General features: G+C 51.7%; 15 protein-coding genes. All 15 read right to left on the bottom strand.

Translation table 11 applies throughout. The annotated features are described in order from the left end of the window. Window positions 1-99 precede the first annotated feature (99 nt). Window positions 100-432, bottom strand: coding sequence for a preprotein translocase subunit YajC (gene yajC, locus AC0YNS_RS06685; protein ID WP_475780254.1), 333 nt, complete (start codon window positions 430-432; stop codon window positions 100-102). 18 nt (window positions 433-450) lie between these two features. Next, window positions 451-1584 (bottom strand): tRNA guanosine(34) transglycosylase Tgt, encoded by a 1134-nt coding sequence (gene tgt / locus AC0YNS_RS06680; protein WP_475780253.1) that lies wholly within the window; start codon window positions 1582-1584, stop codon window positions 451-453. 22 nt (window positions 1585-1606) lie between these two features. After that, window positions 1607-2653, bottom strand: a complete 1047-nt coding sequence (queA, locus tag AC0YNS_RS06675; protein WP_475780252.1) for a tRNA preQ1(34) S-adenosylmethionine ribosyltransferase-isomerase QueA — start codon at window positions 2651-2653, stop codon at window positions 1607-1609. Window positions 2654-2663: 10 nt separating this feature from the next. Then, on the bottom strand, window positions 2664-4844 hold the full coding sequence (locus AC0YNS_RS06670; RefSeq protein ID WP_475780251.1) for a SpoIID/LytB domain-containing protein: 2181 nt from the start codon (window positions 4842-4844) through the stop codon (window positions 2664-2666). A 27-nt stretch (window positions 4845-4871) separates the two neighbouring features. Continuing rightward, entirely contained in the window at window positions 4872-5318 is a 447-nt protein-coding gene (locus AC0YNS_RS06665) for a thiol-disulfide oxidoreductase DCC family protein (protein ID WP_090983104.1), read from the bottom strand. Further along, window positions 5318-6361: a Holliday junction branch migration DNA helicase RuvB gene (gene ruvB, locus AC0YNS_RS06660; protein WP_475780250.1), complete on the bottom strand. Its 1044-nt coding sequence runs from the start codon at window positions 6359-6361 to the stop codon at window positions 5318-5320. The genes AC0YNS_RS06665 and ruvB overlap by 1 nt, the downstream gene beginning before the upstream one ends. Before the next feature lie 19 nt (window positions 6362-6380). Next, complete coding sequence (gene ruvA / locus AC0YNS_RS06655; protein ID WP_475780249.1) at window positions 6381-7013, bottom strand: Holliday junction branch migration protein RuvA; 633 nt, start codon at window positions 7011-7013, stop codon at window positions 6381-6383. Next, complete coding sequence (gene ruvC, locus AC0YNS_RS06650) at window positions 7013-7513, bottom strand: crossover junction endodeoxyribonuclease RuvC (protein ID WP_475780248.1); 501 nt, start codon at window positions 7511-7513, stop codon at window positions 7013-7015. Before ruvC ends, ruvA begins: the two co-directional genes overlap by 1 nt. Before the next feature lie 196 nt (window positions 7514-7709). Continuing rightward, a complete protein-coding gene (locus AC0YNS_RS06645) occupies window positions 7710-8351 on the bottom strand; it encodes a BofC C-terminal domain-containing protein (RefSeq protein WP_475780247.1) in 642 nt (213 codons plus the stop codon). Window positions 8352-8486: 135 nt separating this feature from the next. Next, a complete protein-coding gene (locus tag AC0YNS_RS06640) occupies window positions 8487-10244 on the bottom strand; it encodes a LysM peptidoglycan-binding domain-containing protein (RefSeq protein ID WP_475780246.1) in 1758 nt (585 codons plus the stop codon). A 175-nt stretch (window positions 10245-10419) separates the two neighbouring features. Then, complete coding sequence (pheA, locus tag AC0YNS_RS06635; protein ID WP_475780245.1) at window positions 10420-11295, bottom strand: prephenate dehydratase; 876 nt, start codon at window positions 11293-11295, stop codon at window positions 10420-10422. After that, window positions 11292-12269, bottom strand: coding sequence for a homoserine kinase (thrB, locus tag AC0YNS_RS06630; RefSeq protein WP_475780244.1), 978 nt, complete (start codon window positions 12267-12269; stop codon window positions 11292-11294). Before thrB ends, pheA begins: the two co-directional genes overlap by 4 nt. Further along, window positions 12266-13339 (bottom strand): threonine synthase, encoded by a 1074-nt coding sequence (gene thrC, locus AC0YNS_RS06625; RefSeq protein ID WP_475780243.1) that lies wholly within the window; start codon window positions 13337-13339, stop codon window positions 12266-12268. The genes thrB and thrC overlap by 4 nt, the downstream gene beginning before the upstream one ends. Window positions 13340-13371: 32 nt before the next feature. Beyond that, complete coding sequence (locus AC0YNS_RS06620; protein WP_475780242.1) at window positions 13372-14658, bottom strand: homoserine dehydrogenase; 1287 nt, start codon at window positions 14656-14658, stop codon at window positions 13372-13374. A 35-nt stretch (window positions 14659-14693) separates the two neighbouring features. Next, the gene (locus tag AC0YNS_RS06615; RefSeq protein ID WP_475780241.1) at window positions 14694-15131 is read right to left on the bottom strand and encodes an ACT domain-containing protein; all 438 of its coding nucleotides are present in this window, start codon (window positions 15129-15131) and stop codon (window positions 14694-14696) included. Window positions 15132-15183 lie beyond the last annotated feature (52 nt).

Genomic DNA, 15183 nt, shown 5'->3' with positions numbered 1-15183 from the left:
TGAGCGAGTTCCGACTTATGCCATGAAGCTAACAAAAAGAAGCCGAAACGAATAGGACTCTTCGTCCACATTCGTTCCGACTTCTTTTTACTAGTTGGATTAAGCTTTAATATTCTCTGCTTGATCTTCTTTCTTCTCTACTACAGGCGCAGATGGTGCTGCAGATACTGCGGCGCTTGTTGTAATCGTGTTAATCGCGCTGCGGTCGAATGTAATCTTCGTTGCATCGTTGACACGAAGGACAACGACATCATCCGAGATTTCCATGATCGTTCCGTGCATACCGCCGATCGTTACGATTTTATCGCCTTTCTTCAGCGAGCCGAGCATCGAGTTGCGTTGCTTGGATTTACGCTGCTGCGGACGAATCAGAAGGAAATAAAATACCGCAAACATAAGTACAAACGGGAGTAAAGATGCTGCTGATCCCATATTAGTTCACCCCTTTCCTTAAAATCCTTTATTGTTCTCGTGCAAGCCGTACTTATTGAAGAAGTCATCACGGAAGTCAAGTAATCTGTCTTCCATGATTGCTTGTCTCACGCCCCGCATCATCTCTAGAAGGAAGTGCAAATTGTGAATGGTAGTCAATCGAATTCCGAACGTCTCGTCAGCCTTGATCAGGTGACGCAAGTACGCACGGGAGTAATTCGTACAGGTATAGCAGCTGCATTCCGGATCCAGCGGACCGAAGTCCTCGGTAAATTTCGCATTGCGAATCACCAGTCGACCGGAGCTCGTCATCGTTGTACCGTTACGAGCAATTCGAGTAGGCAGCACGCAATCGAACATATCGATTCCGCGAATAGAGCCTTCGAGCAGGGCATCAGGCGAACCTACGCCCATTAAGTAGCGGGGTTTGTAAGATGGCAGCAGCGGAACCGTACAATCAAGTACATTGTACATGAGATTCTTCGGTTCTCCGACGCTTAATCCTCCAATAGCATACCCCGGGAAATCCATGGAAGTCAACTCTGCCGCGCTCTGACGGCGCAAGTCTTCGTACATGCCGCCTTGCACAATCGCGAACAATCCTTGATCCTGCGGACGAGCATGAGCAGCCAAACAACGCTCTGCCCAGCGAGTAGTACGCTCCAACGATTTCTTGACATAATCATAGTCGGCTGGGTATGGCGCACATTCATCGAATGCCATCATAATGTCCGAGCCGAGCGCATTTTGGATTTCCATCGCCACTTCCGGAGACAAGAACAGTTTGTCGCCGCTGAGATGACTGCGGAATTCTACGCCTTCTTCTTTGATCTTACGCATGTTGCTTAAGCTGAATACTTGGAATCCGCCGCTGTCCGTCAGAATCGGGCGATCCCAATTCATGAATTTATGCAGACCGCCTGCTTTGCGGACGATTTCATGTCCGGGCCGGATAAACAGATGATAGGTGTTGCTCAGAATAATATGAGCATCCATCGTCTTCAGCTCTTCCGGGCTGATCGTCTTGACCGTAGCTTGCGTGCCTACCGGCATGAATGCAGGTGTTTCGATAATTCCGTGAGGCGTATGTACGCGTCCGAGACGCGCCCCTGATTGCTTGCAAGTCTTAATTAACTCATATGTGATTGCCACTCGTGCACTTCCTCTTTCTGTCCTAGTAAATAAACATTGCGTCTCCGAAACTGAAGAACCGATATTCTTGTTCAATCGCTTCCTTGTACGCATTCATAACTGCCGTCCGTCCGGCTAATGCACTGACGAGCATCACCAGCGTTGACTTCGGCAGGTGAAAATTCGTGAGCAGCGCATTAACCAGCTTGAACTCGTAGCCTGGGAAAATAAAAATATCTGTCCAGCCGCTGCAAGCCTGTATACCCTCATACGTAAACCGAGCCGCAACGGTTTCAAGAGTTCGTGCAGATGTTGTGCCAACGGCAACAATTCTGCCGCCTCGTTCCTTCGCGGAGCGAAGCATGGCTGCTGTTTCTTCGCTTAATTCGTAATATTCCGAGTGCATGGTGTGCTCCTCGATTGTATCCACTGACATCGGCCTGAACGTACCAAGGCCGACATGAAGCGTAATATATCCGATATGTACGCCTTTAGCCATCAACTGATCGAGAAACGGTCTTGTAAAATGCAATCCAGCTGTAGGTGCCGCAGCTGATCCTTCATGCTTGGCATACACGGTTTGATAACGCTCGCGATCGCCAAGACGTTCTTTAATATAAGGCGGCAAAGGCATTTCTCCGAGTCGATCCAGCAGCTCAGGGAAGATCCCTTCATAATGAAACTCGATCTCGCGACCGCCCATTTCACCTTCCCCTACCACGGTTGCTCGCAGCAGCGGCTGACCGATACCATCATCACCGAAAGAAAGCTGAGCGCCAACCTTTAACCGTTTGCCGGGCTTCGCCAGCGTATCCCATCGATCCCCTTCGAGCTGCTTGAGCAGCAGCAGCTCGACTTTAGCGCCTGTATCGGACTTAATCCCCATCAATCGTGCCGGCATGACACGAGTGTCGTTGAGGATTAAGGTGTCTCCCGGCTGAAGCAGCTCGGCCAGCTTCGTAAACGTATGATGCTCCACTGCGCCCGACTCGCGATTAAGCGTCAACAGCCGGGAGGACGTGCGGTCTGTAAGCGGAGTTTGTGCAATCAGATACTCCGGTAATTCAAAATCAAATTCATTTACATTCATCGACTGGTTCTCATTCCTTAACGATCGTCACGTCTTTGTAATAGTATTGCATTATATATTTATAGTCATACCCAAGCTCTGCCAACCCGCGCGCTCCGTATTGAGACAAGCCTACGCCATGTCCATTGCCGGAACCGACGAATCGGAAACCGGGATCTTTCGTTGCCGCTCGCACTTTGCCATCGCCATTCAGGATGAAGACATTGCGATCTTTCAATTCTTGCGTTTGTCCATCTCCACCGATGAGATACATCGTACCATTATCGGATATAGTCGGACGTTCACGTACGGCTTGATCTCCGCCTGCTATGGTCATTCTGGCTGTTTCATCGATTTGGAACAAGGTACTTGGCAATCCTCCGAATGCAGCGCGATAAACATCCGGATATTTGACCTGCATCTTCTGTCCATTCACTAACAGCTCAGTAGGACGCCCCGACGGACCGCTCTGACTGACTTCCAGCGTCGCGATCTTGCCTGAGATAGGTTTCTGCAGCTTACCGTTCGTGAATGCCAGTATCTCTGCAGCCGTATACGTGCCTCGTACCCATGACATCTCATTGGATTGCGGCACTTTCTCCAATTGGACAGCCATCGTTCCGCGGTTAGCCTGATCCACGACAGGCACATTGTCTTGAATAAGCGGTATTGGACGCAGCTTCGCTCCATCGGTATTCACGCGCAGAAGAGGTTGTCCGACCTTTGATTTCTGGTCGGTAACATCCAGCAAATCCTCACGCATGTAGCCTACTGATCCATTCGAAAGGGCGATCCGGTACCACTGAAAAAGCCCTTTCTCTGAGGAGGAATCCGGACTCTGCGCACTCTTCAAATAAGTGATGCTATTGCCCCATATCTCACTAGAATCGGCTGTAACGCCGCCGGCACTTGAAGAGAATACAGCCTCGATGACCTTGCCGTTGAACATGGCCACTTCGCCGTTAGTCGCATCTACTGCTGCAATCGTGGACGGCTTCTCGGAACCGAGGCCTCCGTAGGCTTGACTGAGCGTTGTATCTACCACATGCGCAACTTGAAACCCAAATCCCTGATAGATTGCATATGTACGTGCCGCAACCGCCTGCGACTTCAATGCTTCCGCGGGCCAAGATGACGGCATCTCTGCGCCGACGACCGCATACAGATACTGCTCGAATGGTAATTCATTAATGACAGCAAGCTTGTTGTTTAATCCGCTTACTTCAAACTGCCCGCGATAGCTCCGATTATAACGTTCCATCAGCTTAATCCCTGAAGGAGCGGAAGTCGAAAGCCATAGTTTCGCTCCGGTAGTTGGCACTGAATAAAGCGAAACCGGCGGTTTGGAAGCAGAATCAGCCGTCGTATAATCATCCCGAATAACAAAATAAGCGGAGGTCGCATCCGTCTGCTGCAGCGACAAAGCACCATTCACCTTCTGCGCCTGGGCTTTAACCTGACCAAGCGCCGTCTGATCGCTCTCTGAGCCGACCACGACGGTAAACACGCCTGCATCCATTCCGGTCTGTTTCATAGCGGCATAAGCCTCTACTCCGCTTGCGCCGAGAGACTGCGCTGCTTTCAGAGCTTCATCCTTGGAGGCATAGACCAAACCGGTATCCAAATGAAGCGGACCGATCAGCTCTGCTTTACTTGATTTGCCGGCATAACCAGCCAGCGTTGCATCCTTCAACCACCGGTCGCCGGCAGCTTTCGCTTCTGCAGCAGTGGCATAAGAACCTTCTTCGATTTGATAAACCTTACCGCGAGAGTCGCTGGCTGCTGTCATGAAACCTGCTGCCCCCATTGCCTTGAGCCGTTTATAGGCGGCCAGTGCCGTCATATAATCGGTTGTCTCAAGCAGTAATGGCTTGTAGTCGTCCAGCGTAAATCTGGCCGTTTCGCCGTTTGCCGTCTGAAACATCGGGACAACGCCGGAAGGCTGACGAACGCCTACTTGCAGCGCAGCAGCAGAGCTGAAAGTGGCTGCAGCCGTATCGAGCTTGTACTTACTTGTATTCAGGAAGATAGCTACACGAATATTATCGAGTTTAGGCACCGCCGCACCGCTTGATGGCACAGATGTCCAAACCGAGAGGCCTACAACTCCGGTCAACAGCAGCGTAAATGTTCGCATCGTCTTCGGCAGCCTTGATCGCTTCACTGCCGGCTCTATGGACTCGTTCGCATGAACGACGTTTATGCCTTTCATCGGCAAAACATCCATTCCCCCTTACCATTAATCTTTTTTGGGTAACGCACAGACTCCTTCATGACAGCTGTCATCGGTCCGGCCGAACCAGTCATAACGTTTCGCGGCAATCACTCGGTAGATTCCATCTGCAGCGAGTCCCAGACCTGGAACACGGTACAGCCAAGCCAGCCACCTTAGGCCTCTGACCGTCCGCATAATTCGAATGACGCCAGCGGCTCCCGCATGCAGCGTCCCATCTGCTTCAACGACATGCATCTTCGTTAGCAATGTCTCTGTATTTAACGATGCCAGACCCGGAATTGTTTCGTAGGTTTCGTCTAACGACTGAACCGGAATGAATCGCAGCACGGCTGACGACTGCAGCTCCTTCAACTTACGAACACTGCCCAGACATAAGTTGCAGGTACCATCATACAAGACAATAAGCTTCTCACGTTTGCTCTCATCCGTACTGCGTTCTTTCTTGGCCATTATACGGAGCTGCCTCCCTCACCTTGATCGGCGTCAGCGCCGGGCTGCTGCGGCACAGGAAGGCCTAAATGCCGGTAGGCAAGCGGCGTTACCATACGACCGCGCGGCGTGCGCTGGAGGAAACCGATCTGCATCAAATAGGGCTCGTAAACATCTTCAATCGTTTGACTTTCTTCACCGATCGTTGCCGCTATCGTATCGAGCCCGACAGGACCGCCGCGATAGATGGAAATCATGGCACGGAGCATTTTGTGATCGATGCTGTCAAGACCAAGCGGATCCACTTGAATCAGACCAAGCGCCGACTGGGCCAGGTCATGTGTAACAATGCCGTCATTGCGCACTTGCGCAAAATCCCGAACCCGCTTCAGCAGTCGGTTCGCAATCCGCGGCGTCCCGCGGGAGCGCATGGCAATTTCTTGCGCCGCTTCTCCAATAACGCTTACGCCGAGAATTTCGGCTGCCCGAGTCACGATAAAGGCAAGCTCATCCACCGTGTAGAACTCCAGCCGGCTCACTACTCCGAAGCGGTCACGCAGCGGCGCGGACAATAAACCCGCTCGCGTCGTAGCGCCAATCAGCGTGAACGGCGGCAGCTCCAATCGAACCGAGCGCGCACTAGGGCCTTTGCCGATCATAATGTCGAGCGCAAAATCCTCCATTGCCGGATAAAGCACTTCCTCCACCGTGCGATGAAGACGGTGAATTTCATCAATAAACAGAACATCGCCTTCCTGCAAATTCGTAAGAAGCGCGGCGAGATCGCCTGGCCGCTCAATCGCAGGACCGCTCGTGGTTCGTAAATTAACACCAAGCTCGTTGGCGATGATATTCGATAACGTTGTTTTGCCAAGTCCCGGAGGACCGTAGAGCAATACATGATCGAGCGCTTCTTTGCGCAGCTTTGCCGCCTCAATGAATACTTTCAGATTCTCTTTCACTTGAGTTTGACCGATGTACTCGGCCAAATAGCGAGGGCGTAAACTCAGCTCCACCGCTTGATCTTCCATCATGAGGTTGGCGGAAATAATCCGATCGTCCATTCACGCTTACCCCTCTCTGCTAGCCTTTAAACAATTGCTGCAGCGCCCGTTTCATCAGTGCATCCACAGATTCATCCTCTGGCGTAGCATCCTTCATGCCCTGCCATGCGCGATCCAACTCAGCCGCCGTATATCCGAGCGTTGTAAGGGCTTCGCGCGCTTCCTTCCAGTTCGTATTGCCGCCGAACAAGGTTCCGTTGTCAGCTCCATCGTCCAGTACAATTCCTGCCGCTGCGAAGCTGAAGCCGCCCGGAATAGCATCAAGCTTATCCTTCAAGTCCAGAACCATCCGCTGCGCCGTCTTCTTGCCGATGCCTGGCAGCTTGGTCAGAAACGTTAAATTCTCCTGCTGGATTGCAGCCGCAATCGTCTCCGGTTTGCCGCCTGCCAGAATTCCCAGCGCGACGCGCGGTCCAATACCTGACACTTCAAGAAGCTTGCGGAACATCGCCTGTTCCTCGCGGGTTGCGAAACCAAAGAGCAGCGTCGCGTCTTCCCGAACATGATGATGCGTATAAATCGTCACAGCTTCATCACTCTTGGCAAAAGCGTACGGATTCGGCGTAAACACCCGATAGCCGATATCTCGTACATCTACGACAACAAACTCTGTATCCAAATGGACGACGCGTCCTCGTACATAATCGATCATTACCGGTTCACCCCGTTTATTTTATCCGTCAGAACGGAAGAATGGGCGTGGCAAATGGCCACCGCAAGCGCATCGGCAACGTCATCCGGCTTAGGTATTGCGCTCAGCTTCAGGAACATGCGTACCATCTCCTGCACCTGACGCTTCTCCGCTTTACCATACCCGACAACCGCCTGCTTCACCTGCAAAGGTGTATATTCCGTTACAGGCAAACCCCGCTGAGCCGCTGCCAAAATCATAACACCACGTGCTTGACCAACTGAAAAAGCCGTCGTCACGTTTTTATTGAAAAACAGCTTCTCTACGGCGACGGTATCCGGTTTATAGCGATCCATCAGCGCACAAGTAGATTCGTAGACCTGCTTGAGCCGCTCCTCTTGAGGGGTATGCGCTTCGGTTTGAATACAGCCGTATTGGACGGGAACGAGTTTACTCCCGATTTTGTCAATGAAACCAAATCCAACGATTGCAATCCCTGGATCAATCCCTAAAACACGCAAGCCTCTTCTCTCCCCATGCCAAAAAATAGTATGATCAAAAATTGGCTTCCATCTATTATAGCAAATGATAGGCACGATGAGAACACGCGTTTTGTCTTTTGGGTACGCTCCTCCTTAACAAAATAAAAGACGAACGCTGCGTGCGTCCGTCTCTCTGCGATTCGAATATGAAGCTGGGCTGGTAGGAACCGACCGGCTAGAAGTCTCGTTTCATGACTTTCTCGGACCGATCGACGGCATAATCACTGAATGTGGACAACACACTGTTATACTCGTCTTTGTCGGTGATCCGAATCCCGTTCACGAGCTCCTCGATCCGTTCCTTCGGCAAACTGCTCTCCATGTAGTTGACATCCAGTTGGAAAAAGGTCCTCAGCACCTTTTCTTTCTTCGGCGAGCCGTCGAATAACGTTAAGTTGCCTGCCTTATCCATACTGATATAGCCGTTATGCTTGCAGGATTCCGACAGGTCATCAATTCGCTGCTCCATTACGACAGCTGACTCTGTATCAAGCACAGCCGTCCATTCCGGATGCTCCTTGAGTAAACGAAGCGTTTCTTTCGATGTCATCTGCCCCAGCGTACTCATCTCCTCACCGCATAAGAAAATACGGTGAAGCTTGACGGTCACCTGCTCTGAAGGTGATGCCAGCACTTCGATAACGCTTCTTGTTCCTGCTCCGGTGGAAGGTGGATTCATCTGCGGCATAGCTTGTACAGATTGAATGCTTGTAAGCGATACGAAAGTCACGGCAAGCAGGCAGCCTAATTGCCACATTGGCCGTCGATTCCGCAGCAACCTTTTTTTGATTTTCTTCCAGAGGCTGAATTCCATCATCGGGAACTCCCCTTTTTACCTTTTTTGTTAGTCTCTCACCTCTGTTGGAGAATTATGCACAAAAATAACCCCGGCATCCTCGCATGCATGAAATCCATGCAAAGAAGGATAGCCGGGGTTATTTCCAACTAGCAATTAACGATTAATCCACGGTAAACTTCCGCGGCGTTTTGGTTTTACTGTGCGTGTTTGGCGAACGACAACCTTTTTGGCTGTTTTACGCGGAGGGGCTGATTTGCTCGGGGCTGCACTCAGAGCATTCTCTTCCTCAAACTGGTCCGCTTCATCCTCACGTTTCTCATGGCAGCCGCAGTTGCAATTTTTTTTGCCTGTTGAAGCTCCGGCTACGACAGGCGCCATTTGACCGCCGCCCATGTAACCGTAACCGCCTTGCGGACCCATATTAGCCGGAGAGACCATTGACGGATCATAGTAGCCGTAGCCGCCTTGCGGACCCATGTTAGCCGGAGAGACCATCGACGGATCATAGTAGCCGTAGCCGCCTTGCGGACCCATGTTAGCCGGGGATACCATCGACGGATCGTGGTAGCCGTAGCCGCCTTGCGGACCCACGTTAGCCGGGGATACCATCGACGGATCGTGGTAGCCGTAGCCGCCTTGCGGACCCATGTTAGCCGGGGATACCATCGACGGATCGTGGTAACCATAGCCGCCTTGCGGACCCATTTCAGCAGGAGAGACCATCGACGGATCATAGTAGCCGTAGCCGCCTTGCGGACCCATGTTAGCCGGGGAAACCATCGACGGATCGTGGTAACCATAGCCGCCTTGCGGACCCATCTCAGCAGGGGATACTGCCTGAGGACCCCAACCGTTGCTTGGTGCTCCCCATGGCAATGTTACCGGCGGACACCACTCCATGTCTTCTGCAGGACTAACAGCAGATGGATAGCCATAGCCGCCTCCCATCGATGCAGGGGATACCGCCGACGGCTGCCCATAGCCGCCTCCCATCGATGCAGGGGATACCGCTGACGGCTGCCCATAGCCGCCTCCCATCGATGCAGGGGATACCGCTGACGGATAGCCATAGCCGCCTCCCATCGATGAAGGAGATACCGCTGACGGATAGCCGTAGCCGCTTCCTATCGACGCCGGAGATACGGCTGTCGGCTGCCCATAGCCGCCGCCCATTGACGCCGGAGATACCGCTTCCGGCATTTTCGGCATATCATATAGCGACATTACCTCAGTAGCCGGCACGCCGTATTGTTTGAATAAATCAACATGCTGCTCATAGGAATTGTATACCGGATATTTCTTCTCTGCTACAGGCATGATTTCCGGTAATGGCATCGGCATTGGAGCCGGCTCCGGCATCGGTGTCGGCGCGATTTGCTCCGGTACCGGCATAGGCGTTGGAACCGGCATTGTGCTCGGTTTTTGGCCCGTCGCTTTCTTACCGCCGAGTAACGAAGGCGCAGTCGACATTTTGCCCATCAAGCCTTGAACGCCTTGCATCACCGATGAAGGGTGAAGCGGATGATGCCCTGCTCCTGAGTTCTCGTTGCCACTTTGCATATGCGTCTCATGCATAGGATGTGATGCGCCTGGCTTAGGTATATTTACGACTTCGCCTGTCAGCAGCACGTTTGGATTCTTCAGCTGCGGATTAGCTTTAATCATGTCACTGAGCGGGATTCCCCATGCCTTGGAGAGCTTCCACAATGTATCACCCTGCTGTACAACATGCTGGTGCATAAAGTCCATATTTCCCGTTTGAGAAGCAGGTACTTTGATCTTCATTCCGATGTCAATCATATCCGGATTGGTGATAGCAGGATTCAGTTTAATGATTTCTTCCTGCGAAACATTATACTTCTGGGCAATGAGGTATAGTGTATCGCCTTTTTTGACAATATGAATTTTCACCCGTCAAAAACCTCCTGTCACGTTTGTACGCCTTGGGCAGACGTGGTAAACGCCCGTTATCAATCCCTACATCCTATGCATGAGATAGGCGAGTGTCACCCATCCTTACAAAAAAAAGTTAAAGCCCTACCTCCATTACAAGAGGCAGAGCTTTAACTTTCAGGACGGATCACAGCTATTCGGAGGCTGTATATTTGAAACTCGGATAACTCCCCAGCACTCGGACCTGACAGCCAATCGCTTCGATTTCAGCAATTGCAGACGGCAGCAGTACCGTATCCAGCGACATTTCGATGTCGATCAAGAAATAATAATTGCCGAGCTGCTTCTTCGTCGGACGGGATTCAATCCGCGAAAGATTGATTCGGCGCCAAGAGAACGCAGAGAGCACCTGATGCAGCGCACCCGGATAATCCTCCGGCATCGTAATGAGGATACTCGTCTTATGGGTCTGTGAGTCACGAAGTGTAAACGGCTCAGTCCCTACCAACAAGAACCGAGTGAAGTTGTTGTCATGGTCAGTTACCGCTGTCTCCAGTACGGCGAGTTCATTATCAGCTGCCGCCGACACTTGTCCGATAGCTGCCCAGCCGCGTCCGGGATTATCACGCACAATACGCACAGCTTCCGAAGTACTGCCGACATGCTCAAGCTCTGCATGCGGGATATGTTTCTTCAGATATTGGGTACACTGCGCCATCGCAACCGGATGACTGAGAACCTTAACGATTCTGTCATAGGCAAGCTCGCCGTCGACAGCCAGCTCTTGCGCATTGCCAATCAAGTTCTGGATGGAGGGATACACCCACTCCGCTTGAATCGGCAGGTTTACTTCATCTACGATCCAATCGGTATGCAGACCAACCGAACCGTCGATTGTATTCTCAATTGGGATTATAGAGTAGGTTGTCTTGCCTTCCGCGGTGGAAAGAAACACATCCGCAATCATACGATGATAGGAATAGTGAATATCGGCACCATGACCGTTTAATAAGTACCGTGCTGCTTCGTCAGACGTTGAGCCTTTTGTCAAACATGCTACGCTAATCATGCCCTGACTTCTCCTTTAATCCGTTCCATGAATGATTGCTCCTGCTGCTTGCTGCTCACCGTGATCTCCGGACCTCCCGCACATGGCTTCAGCCACATCGTCTGTGCTTGAATACCATGTTTACCAAGGGTTGCACCGAGAAAAGCTTCCAGCTCCGCCTTGCGCGGACTGTTCCGGTCAACAAGCGTCAGAAGCGTCGGTCCCGCCCCGCTTAAGGCGACACCAAGCGCACCGCGATCCGGTGCTTGCTCTAAGATTTCTGTCATGCCCGGCACCATCGGAGCGCGGTATGGCTGATGAAGCCGATCGCGCATCGCAAACCGAATCAGCTCCAAGCTGCCGCTTGCCAGTGCCGCGACCAGCAACGAGCTGCATCCCACGTTGAAGACGGCATCCTTCATCGAGATTTGCGTCGGCAGCGCATGCCTTGCTTTCTCCGTTGACAGCTCGAACGACGGGATAGCAACAAGCACCTCCAGATCGGCATGCGGCTCGATCCGGACCTTCTCCGCACGCTGGCCGTCCCAAGCCGAAACGACGATGCCGCCGAACAGCGAAGCACTGACATTATCCGGATGGCCCTCAAGCTCGCTGGCCATCTGGAACAGCCTGTCCTCGCTAAGCGGGCTTCCGATCAGCGCATTGGCGGCAACCAGAGCGGCGATAATAGCGGATGCGCTGCTCCCTAGTCCGCGCGTCAGCGGAATATCGCTGTACATCGAGACGTGCAGGTCCGGTACTTGGACGCCTGAAGCCTCGAATACCTGCTGCGCTACGGTATAGATTAAATTAGATTTATCGGTCGGAATCCCTTCCGTCCCTTCGCCATGCAGATCAAATGACGTGACACTCTCACCGGGAATCGACATCTCAATCCAAATAAAGAGCGACAACGCCATTCCCAGTGTGTCAAAACCCGGACCGAGATTCGCCGTGCTGGCCGGGACCTTTACCATTACCCGGCGGTTCATCATTTTGCCGCACCCTCAAGCTGACGGATCGCGTTCATAACCGCTTCTTCGTTGTCTTCTACGACGATAGGCTCGGCTTGTACACTCTTAATGGCGATGTTAGGATCCTTCAAGCCGTGGCCTGTCAATACGCAAACTACCGTTTCGCCGCCTTTAAACGCGCCTTCGCGCTTCAGCTTAAGAACACCGGCAATCGATGCTGCAGATGCAGGTTCTGCAAAGATACCTTCGCGGCGTGCAATCAGCTTGTACGCATCCAGAATCTCTTCATCTGTCACGTAGTTAATTTGGCCTTGGGATTCTTCAGCGGCAGCTACAGCTGTTTTCCAGCTTGCAGGGTTACCGATACGAATCGCAGTTGCGATTGTTTCAGGCTCAGCAATAGGCTCGCCCTTCACGATTGCCATTGCGCCTTCTGCTTCGAAGCCGACCATCTTCGGCAGCGAAGAGATTTTACCATGTGCGTGAAGCTCCTTGAAGCCTTTCCAGTACGCCGAGATATTGCCCGCGTTTCCAACCGGAATCGCCAAGTAGTCAGGCGCTACGCCGCCCAGCTGGTCCACTACTTCAAATGCAGCTGTCTTCTGGCCTTCAATCCGATAAGGATTAACAGAATTCACGAGTGTAATCGGGTGCTTTGCCGTAATTTCGCGAACAATTTCGAGCGCGCGGTCGAAGTTGCCGTTGATTGCGATAACTTTGGCGCCGTAGATAATCGCCTGAGCCAGCTTGCCAAGCGCGATATTGTTATTAGGGATAAGAACGATACAGTTCAGACCACCACGTGCTGCATAAGCAGCTGCCGCTGCCGAAGTGTTGCCTGTAGACGCACACATAATAGTTGTGCTTCCTTCTTCCATTGCCTTCGCAACCGCCATAACCATGCCGCGGTCTTTGAAGGAGCCGGTCGGGTTCAAGCCTTCATATTTGAAGAACAGGTTCAAGCCAAGCTCCTTGGACAAGTTCTCTGCGCGTACAAGAGGCGTGTTGCCTTCTTGTAGTGTCAGCATCGGTGTGTTTTCGTTGACTGGTAGAAATTCTTTATACGTCTCGAGCAAGCCTAGATATCTCATGGGAAATAGGACTCCTTTATGTGAAATAATATTTAGCCTTCTACGCGGTACACACTCTTAATAGCTTTCACGACTTCCATGCCTTCCAGTGCTTGAAGCACTTTCTTCGCAGCTGCTTTGTTGGCATCATGCGTAATGATGATGATTTCCGCTTCCGGGATGCTCGGGTTAGGCTGTTGAAGCACAGACTCGAGGCTCACTTCGTACTCGGCAAAAGCTTGCGTAATGCGGGCAAGAACACCTGCACGGTCATCCACATGGAGCAGCATAAAATATTTCGAAGCGATCTGCTCGTCGGTTTTGAGTTTCTTCACTTTATAAGCGAGCTTCTCTTGTTTGCCGTTCACGCCAAGCTTCAGGTTCTTCACGACAGCGACAAGATCCGCTACTACGGAAGTGGCCGTCGGCAGCTCACCTGCGCCTGCTCCGTAGAACATCGTTTCGCCTACTGCTTCGCCATATACATAAACAGCATTGAATACGCCGTTAACAGATGCGATCGGGTGAGTTAGCTTGACCATCGTTGGTTGCACGCTGACACTGATATAGTCGTCCTGGCGCTCGGCGATACCAAGCAGCTTTACTTCATAGCCGAGGCGCTTCGCGTAGAGAATATCTTCCTTTGTGATCGAGGAAATACCCTTAACATCCACATCTTCCAGTGCTACGTTAGCGCGGAAGCCTAGTGTCGCAAGGATCGTCATTTTACGAGCAGCATCCAAACCTTCAACATCCGATGTCGGATCGGACTCGGCGTAACCAAGATCCTGCGCTTCCTTCAGCACATCGCCGTAAGCTGCGCCTTCTTTGCTCATTTTCGTCAGGATATAGTTCGTAGTACCGTTTACGATACCCATAATCTTCGTAATGCGGTCGGACGAGAAGCCCTCTACAAGTGTACGAATGATGGGGATACCGCCGGCAACACTCGCCTCATACATCACGTCACAGCCATTCTCTTGGGCTTTAGCCAAAATCTCCGGTCCGTGCAAGGCCATCAGATCTTTGTTCGCTGTCACGATATGTTTGCCGCGGGACAATGCTTCAAGAATATAGTTCTTCGTTAATTCAATGCCGCCCATCACTTCAACGATAACGTCGATATCCGGATTATAGATGATTTCCCAAACGTCCTCTGTCAGCTTCTCCGGAGAAACGCTGATGGAACGGTCTTTATTTTTATTTTGCACGAGTACTTTCTCAATGACGATCGGGGAACCCACTTGGCTTTCCAAATCGGATTGATGTCCTTCTACGATGCGCACCACGCCTGTACCGACTGTTCCCAGCCCTAGCAAACCTACTCTGATCGGCTTCATTATTCTGATATCCTCCAATTCAACTCTCAAATTCTCTATCCTTGCCCAATGATCGCTGCTTTGCGTACACCGTCATGCTTGCGGATGCCGTCGATCAACTCAGACAGCGCTCCGTTCATCATGGAAGTATCAACGGAAATAATGACATTGGCAAGTCCTTGCAGCGGGATGGTTTGGTGAATCGTAAGTACATTTCCTTCCGTGCCGGCTACAAGGCCAAGCACTTTCGAGAGGACGCCGGACCGATGGTCGAGATCCATGGAAATGGTTACGATCGCTTCCCGTTTCAATTGATTCTGGGTATAGACGCCGTCTTTATATTTGTAGAAGGCGCTTCGACTTAAGCCCACCCGTTCCGTCGCTTCATGAACGGTGGCGGCTTCGCCGCGCCGGAGCATCTCTTTCACTTGGATCGTCTTCACGATCGCTTCCGGCAACATGTCCTCACGGACGACAAAATATCGTTCCTCCACTTGCCGTCCTCCCTCAAGAGACATTTGTTCTTCCATAGAGGACATTATATCG

Source organism: Paenibacillus sp. J22FR21 (genome assembly GCF_056269135.1).
Note: the sequence above shows the minus strand (reverse complement) of the source record. Positions and strands in the feature narration are given on the sequence as shown.

Bases quoted from the DNA above. Each gene is read 5' to 3' on its own strand.
- yajC (WP_475780254.1), bottom strand. From the start codon at position 432: ATGGGATCAGCAGCATCTTTACTCCCGTTTGTACTTATGTTTGCGGTA.
- queA (WP_475780252.1), bottom strand. From the start codon at position 2,653: ATGAATGTAAATGAATTTGATTTTGAATTACCGGAGTATCTGATTGCA.
- AC0YNS_RS06670 (WP_475780251.1), bottom strand. From the start codon at position 4,844: ATGAAAGGCATAAACGTCGTTCATGCGAACGAGTCCATAGAGCCGGCA.
- AC0YNS_RS06665 (WP_090983104.1), bottom strand. From the start codon at position 5,318: ATGGCCAAGAAAGAACGCAGTACGGATGAGAGCAAACGTGAGAAGCTT.
- ruvB (WP_475780250.1), bottom strand. From the start codon at position 6,361: ATGGACGATCGGATTATTTCCGCCAACCTCATGATGGAAGATCAAGCG.
- ruvA (WP_475780249.1), bottom strand. From the start codon at position 7,013: ATGATCGATTATGTACGAGGACGCGTCGTCCATTTGGATACAGAGTTT.
- AC0YNS_RS06645 (WP_475780247.1), bottom strand. From the start codon at position 8,351: ATGATGGAATTCAGCCTCTGGAAGAAAATCAAAAAAAGGTTGCTGCGG.
- pheA (WP_475780245.1), bottom strand. From the start codon at position 11,295: ATGATTAGCGTAGCATGTTTGACAAAAGGCTCAACGTCTGACGAAGCA.
- thrB (WP_475780244.1), bottom strand. From the start codon at position 12,269: ATGATGAACCGCCGGGTAATGGTAAAGGTCCCGGCCAGCACGGCGAAT.
- thrC (WP_475780243.1), bottom strand. From the start codon at position 13,339: ATGAGATATCTAGGCTTGCTCGAGACGTATAAAGAATTTCTACCAGTC.
- AC0YNS_RS06620 (WP_475780242.1), bottom strand. From the start codon at position 14,658: ATGAAGCCGATCAGAGTAGGTTTGCTAGGGCTGGGAACAGTCGGTACA.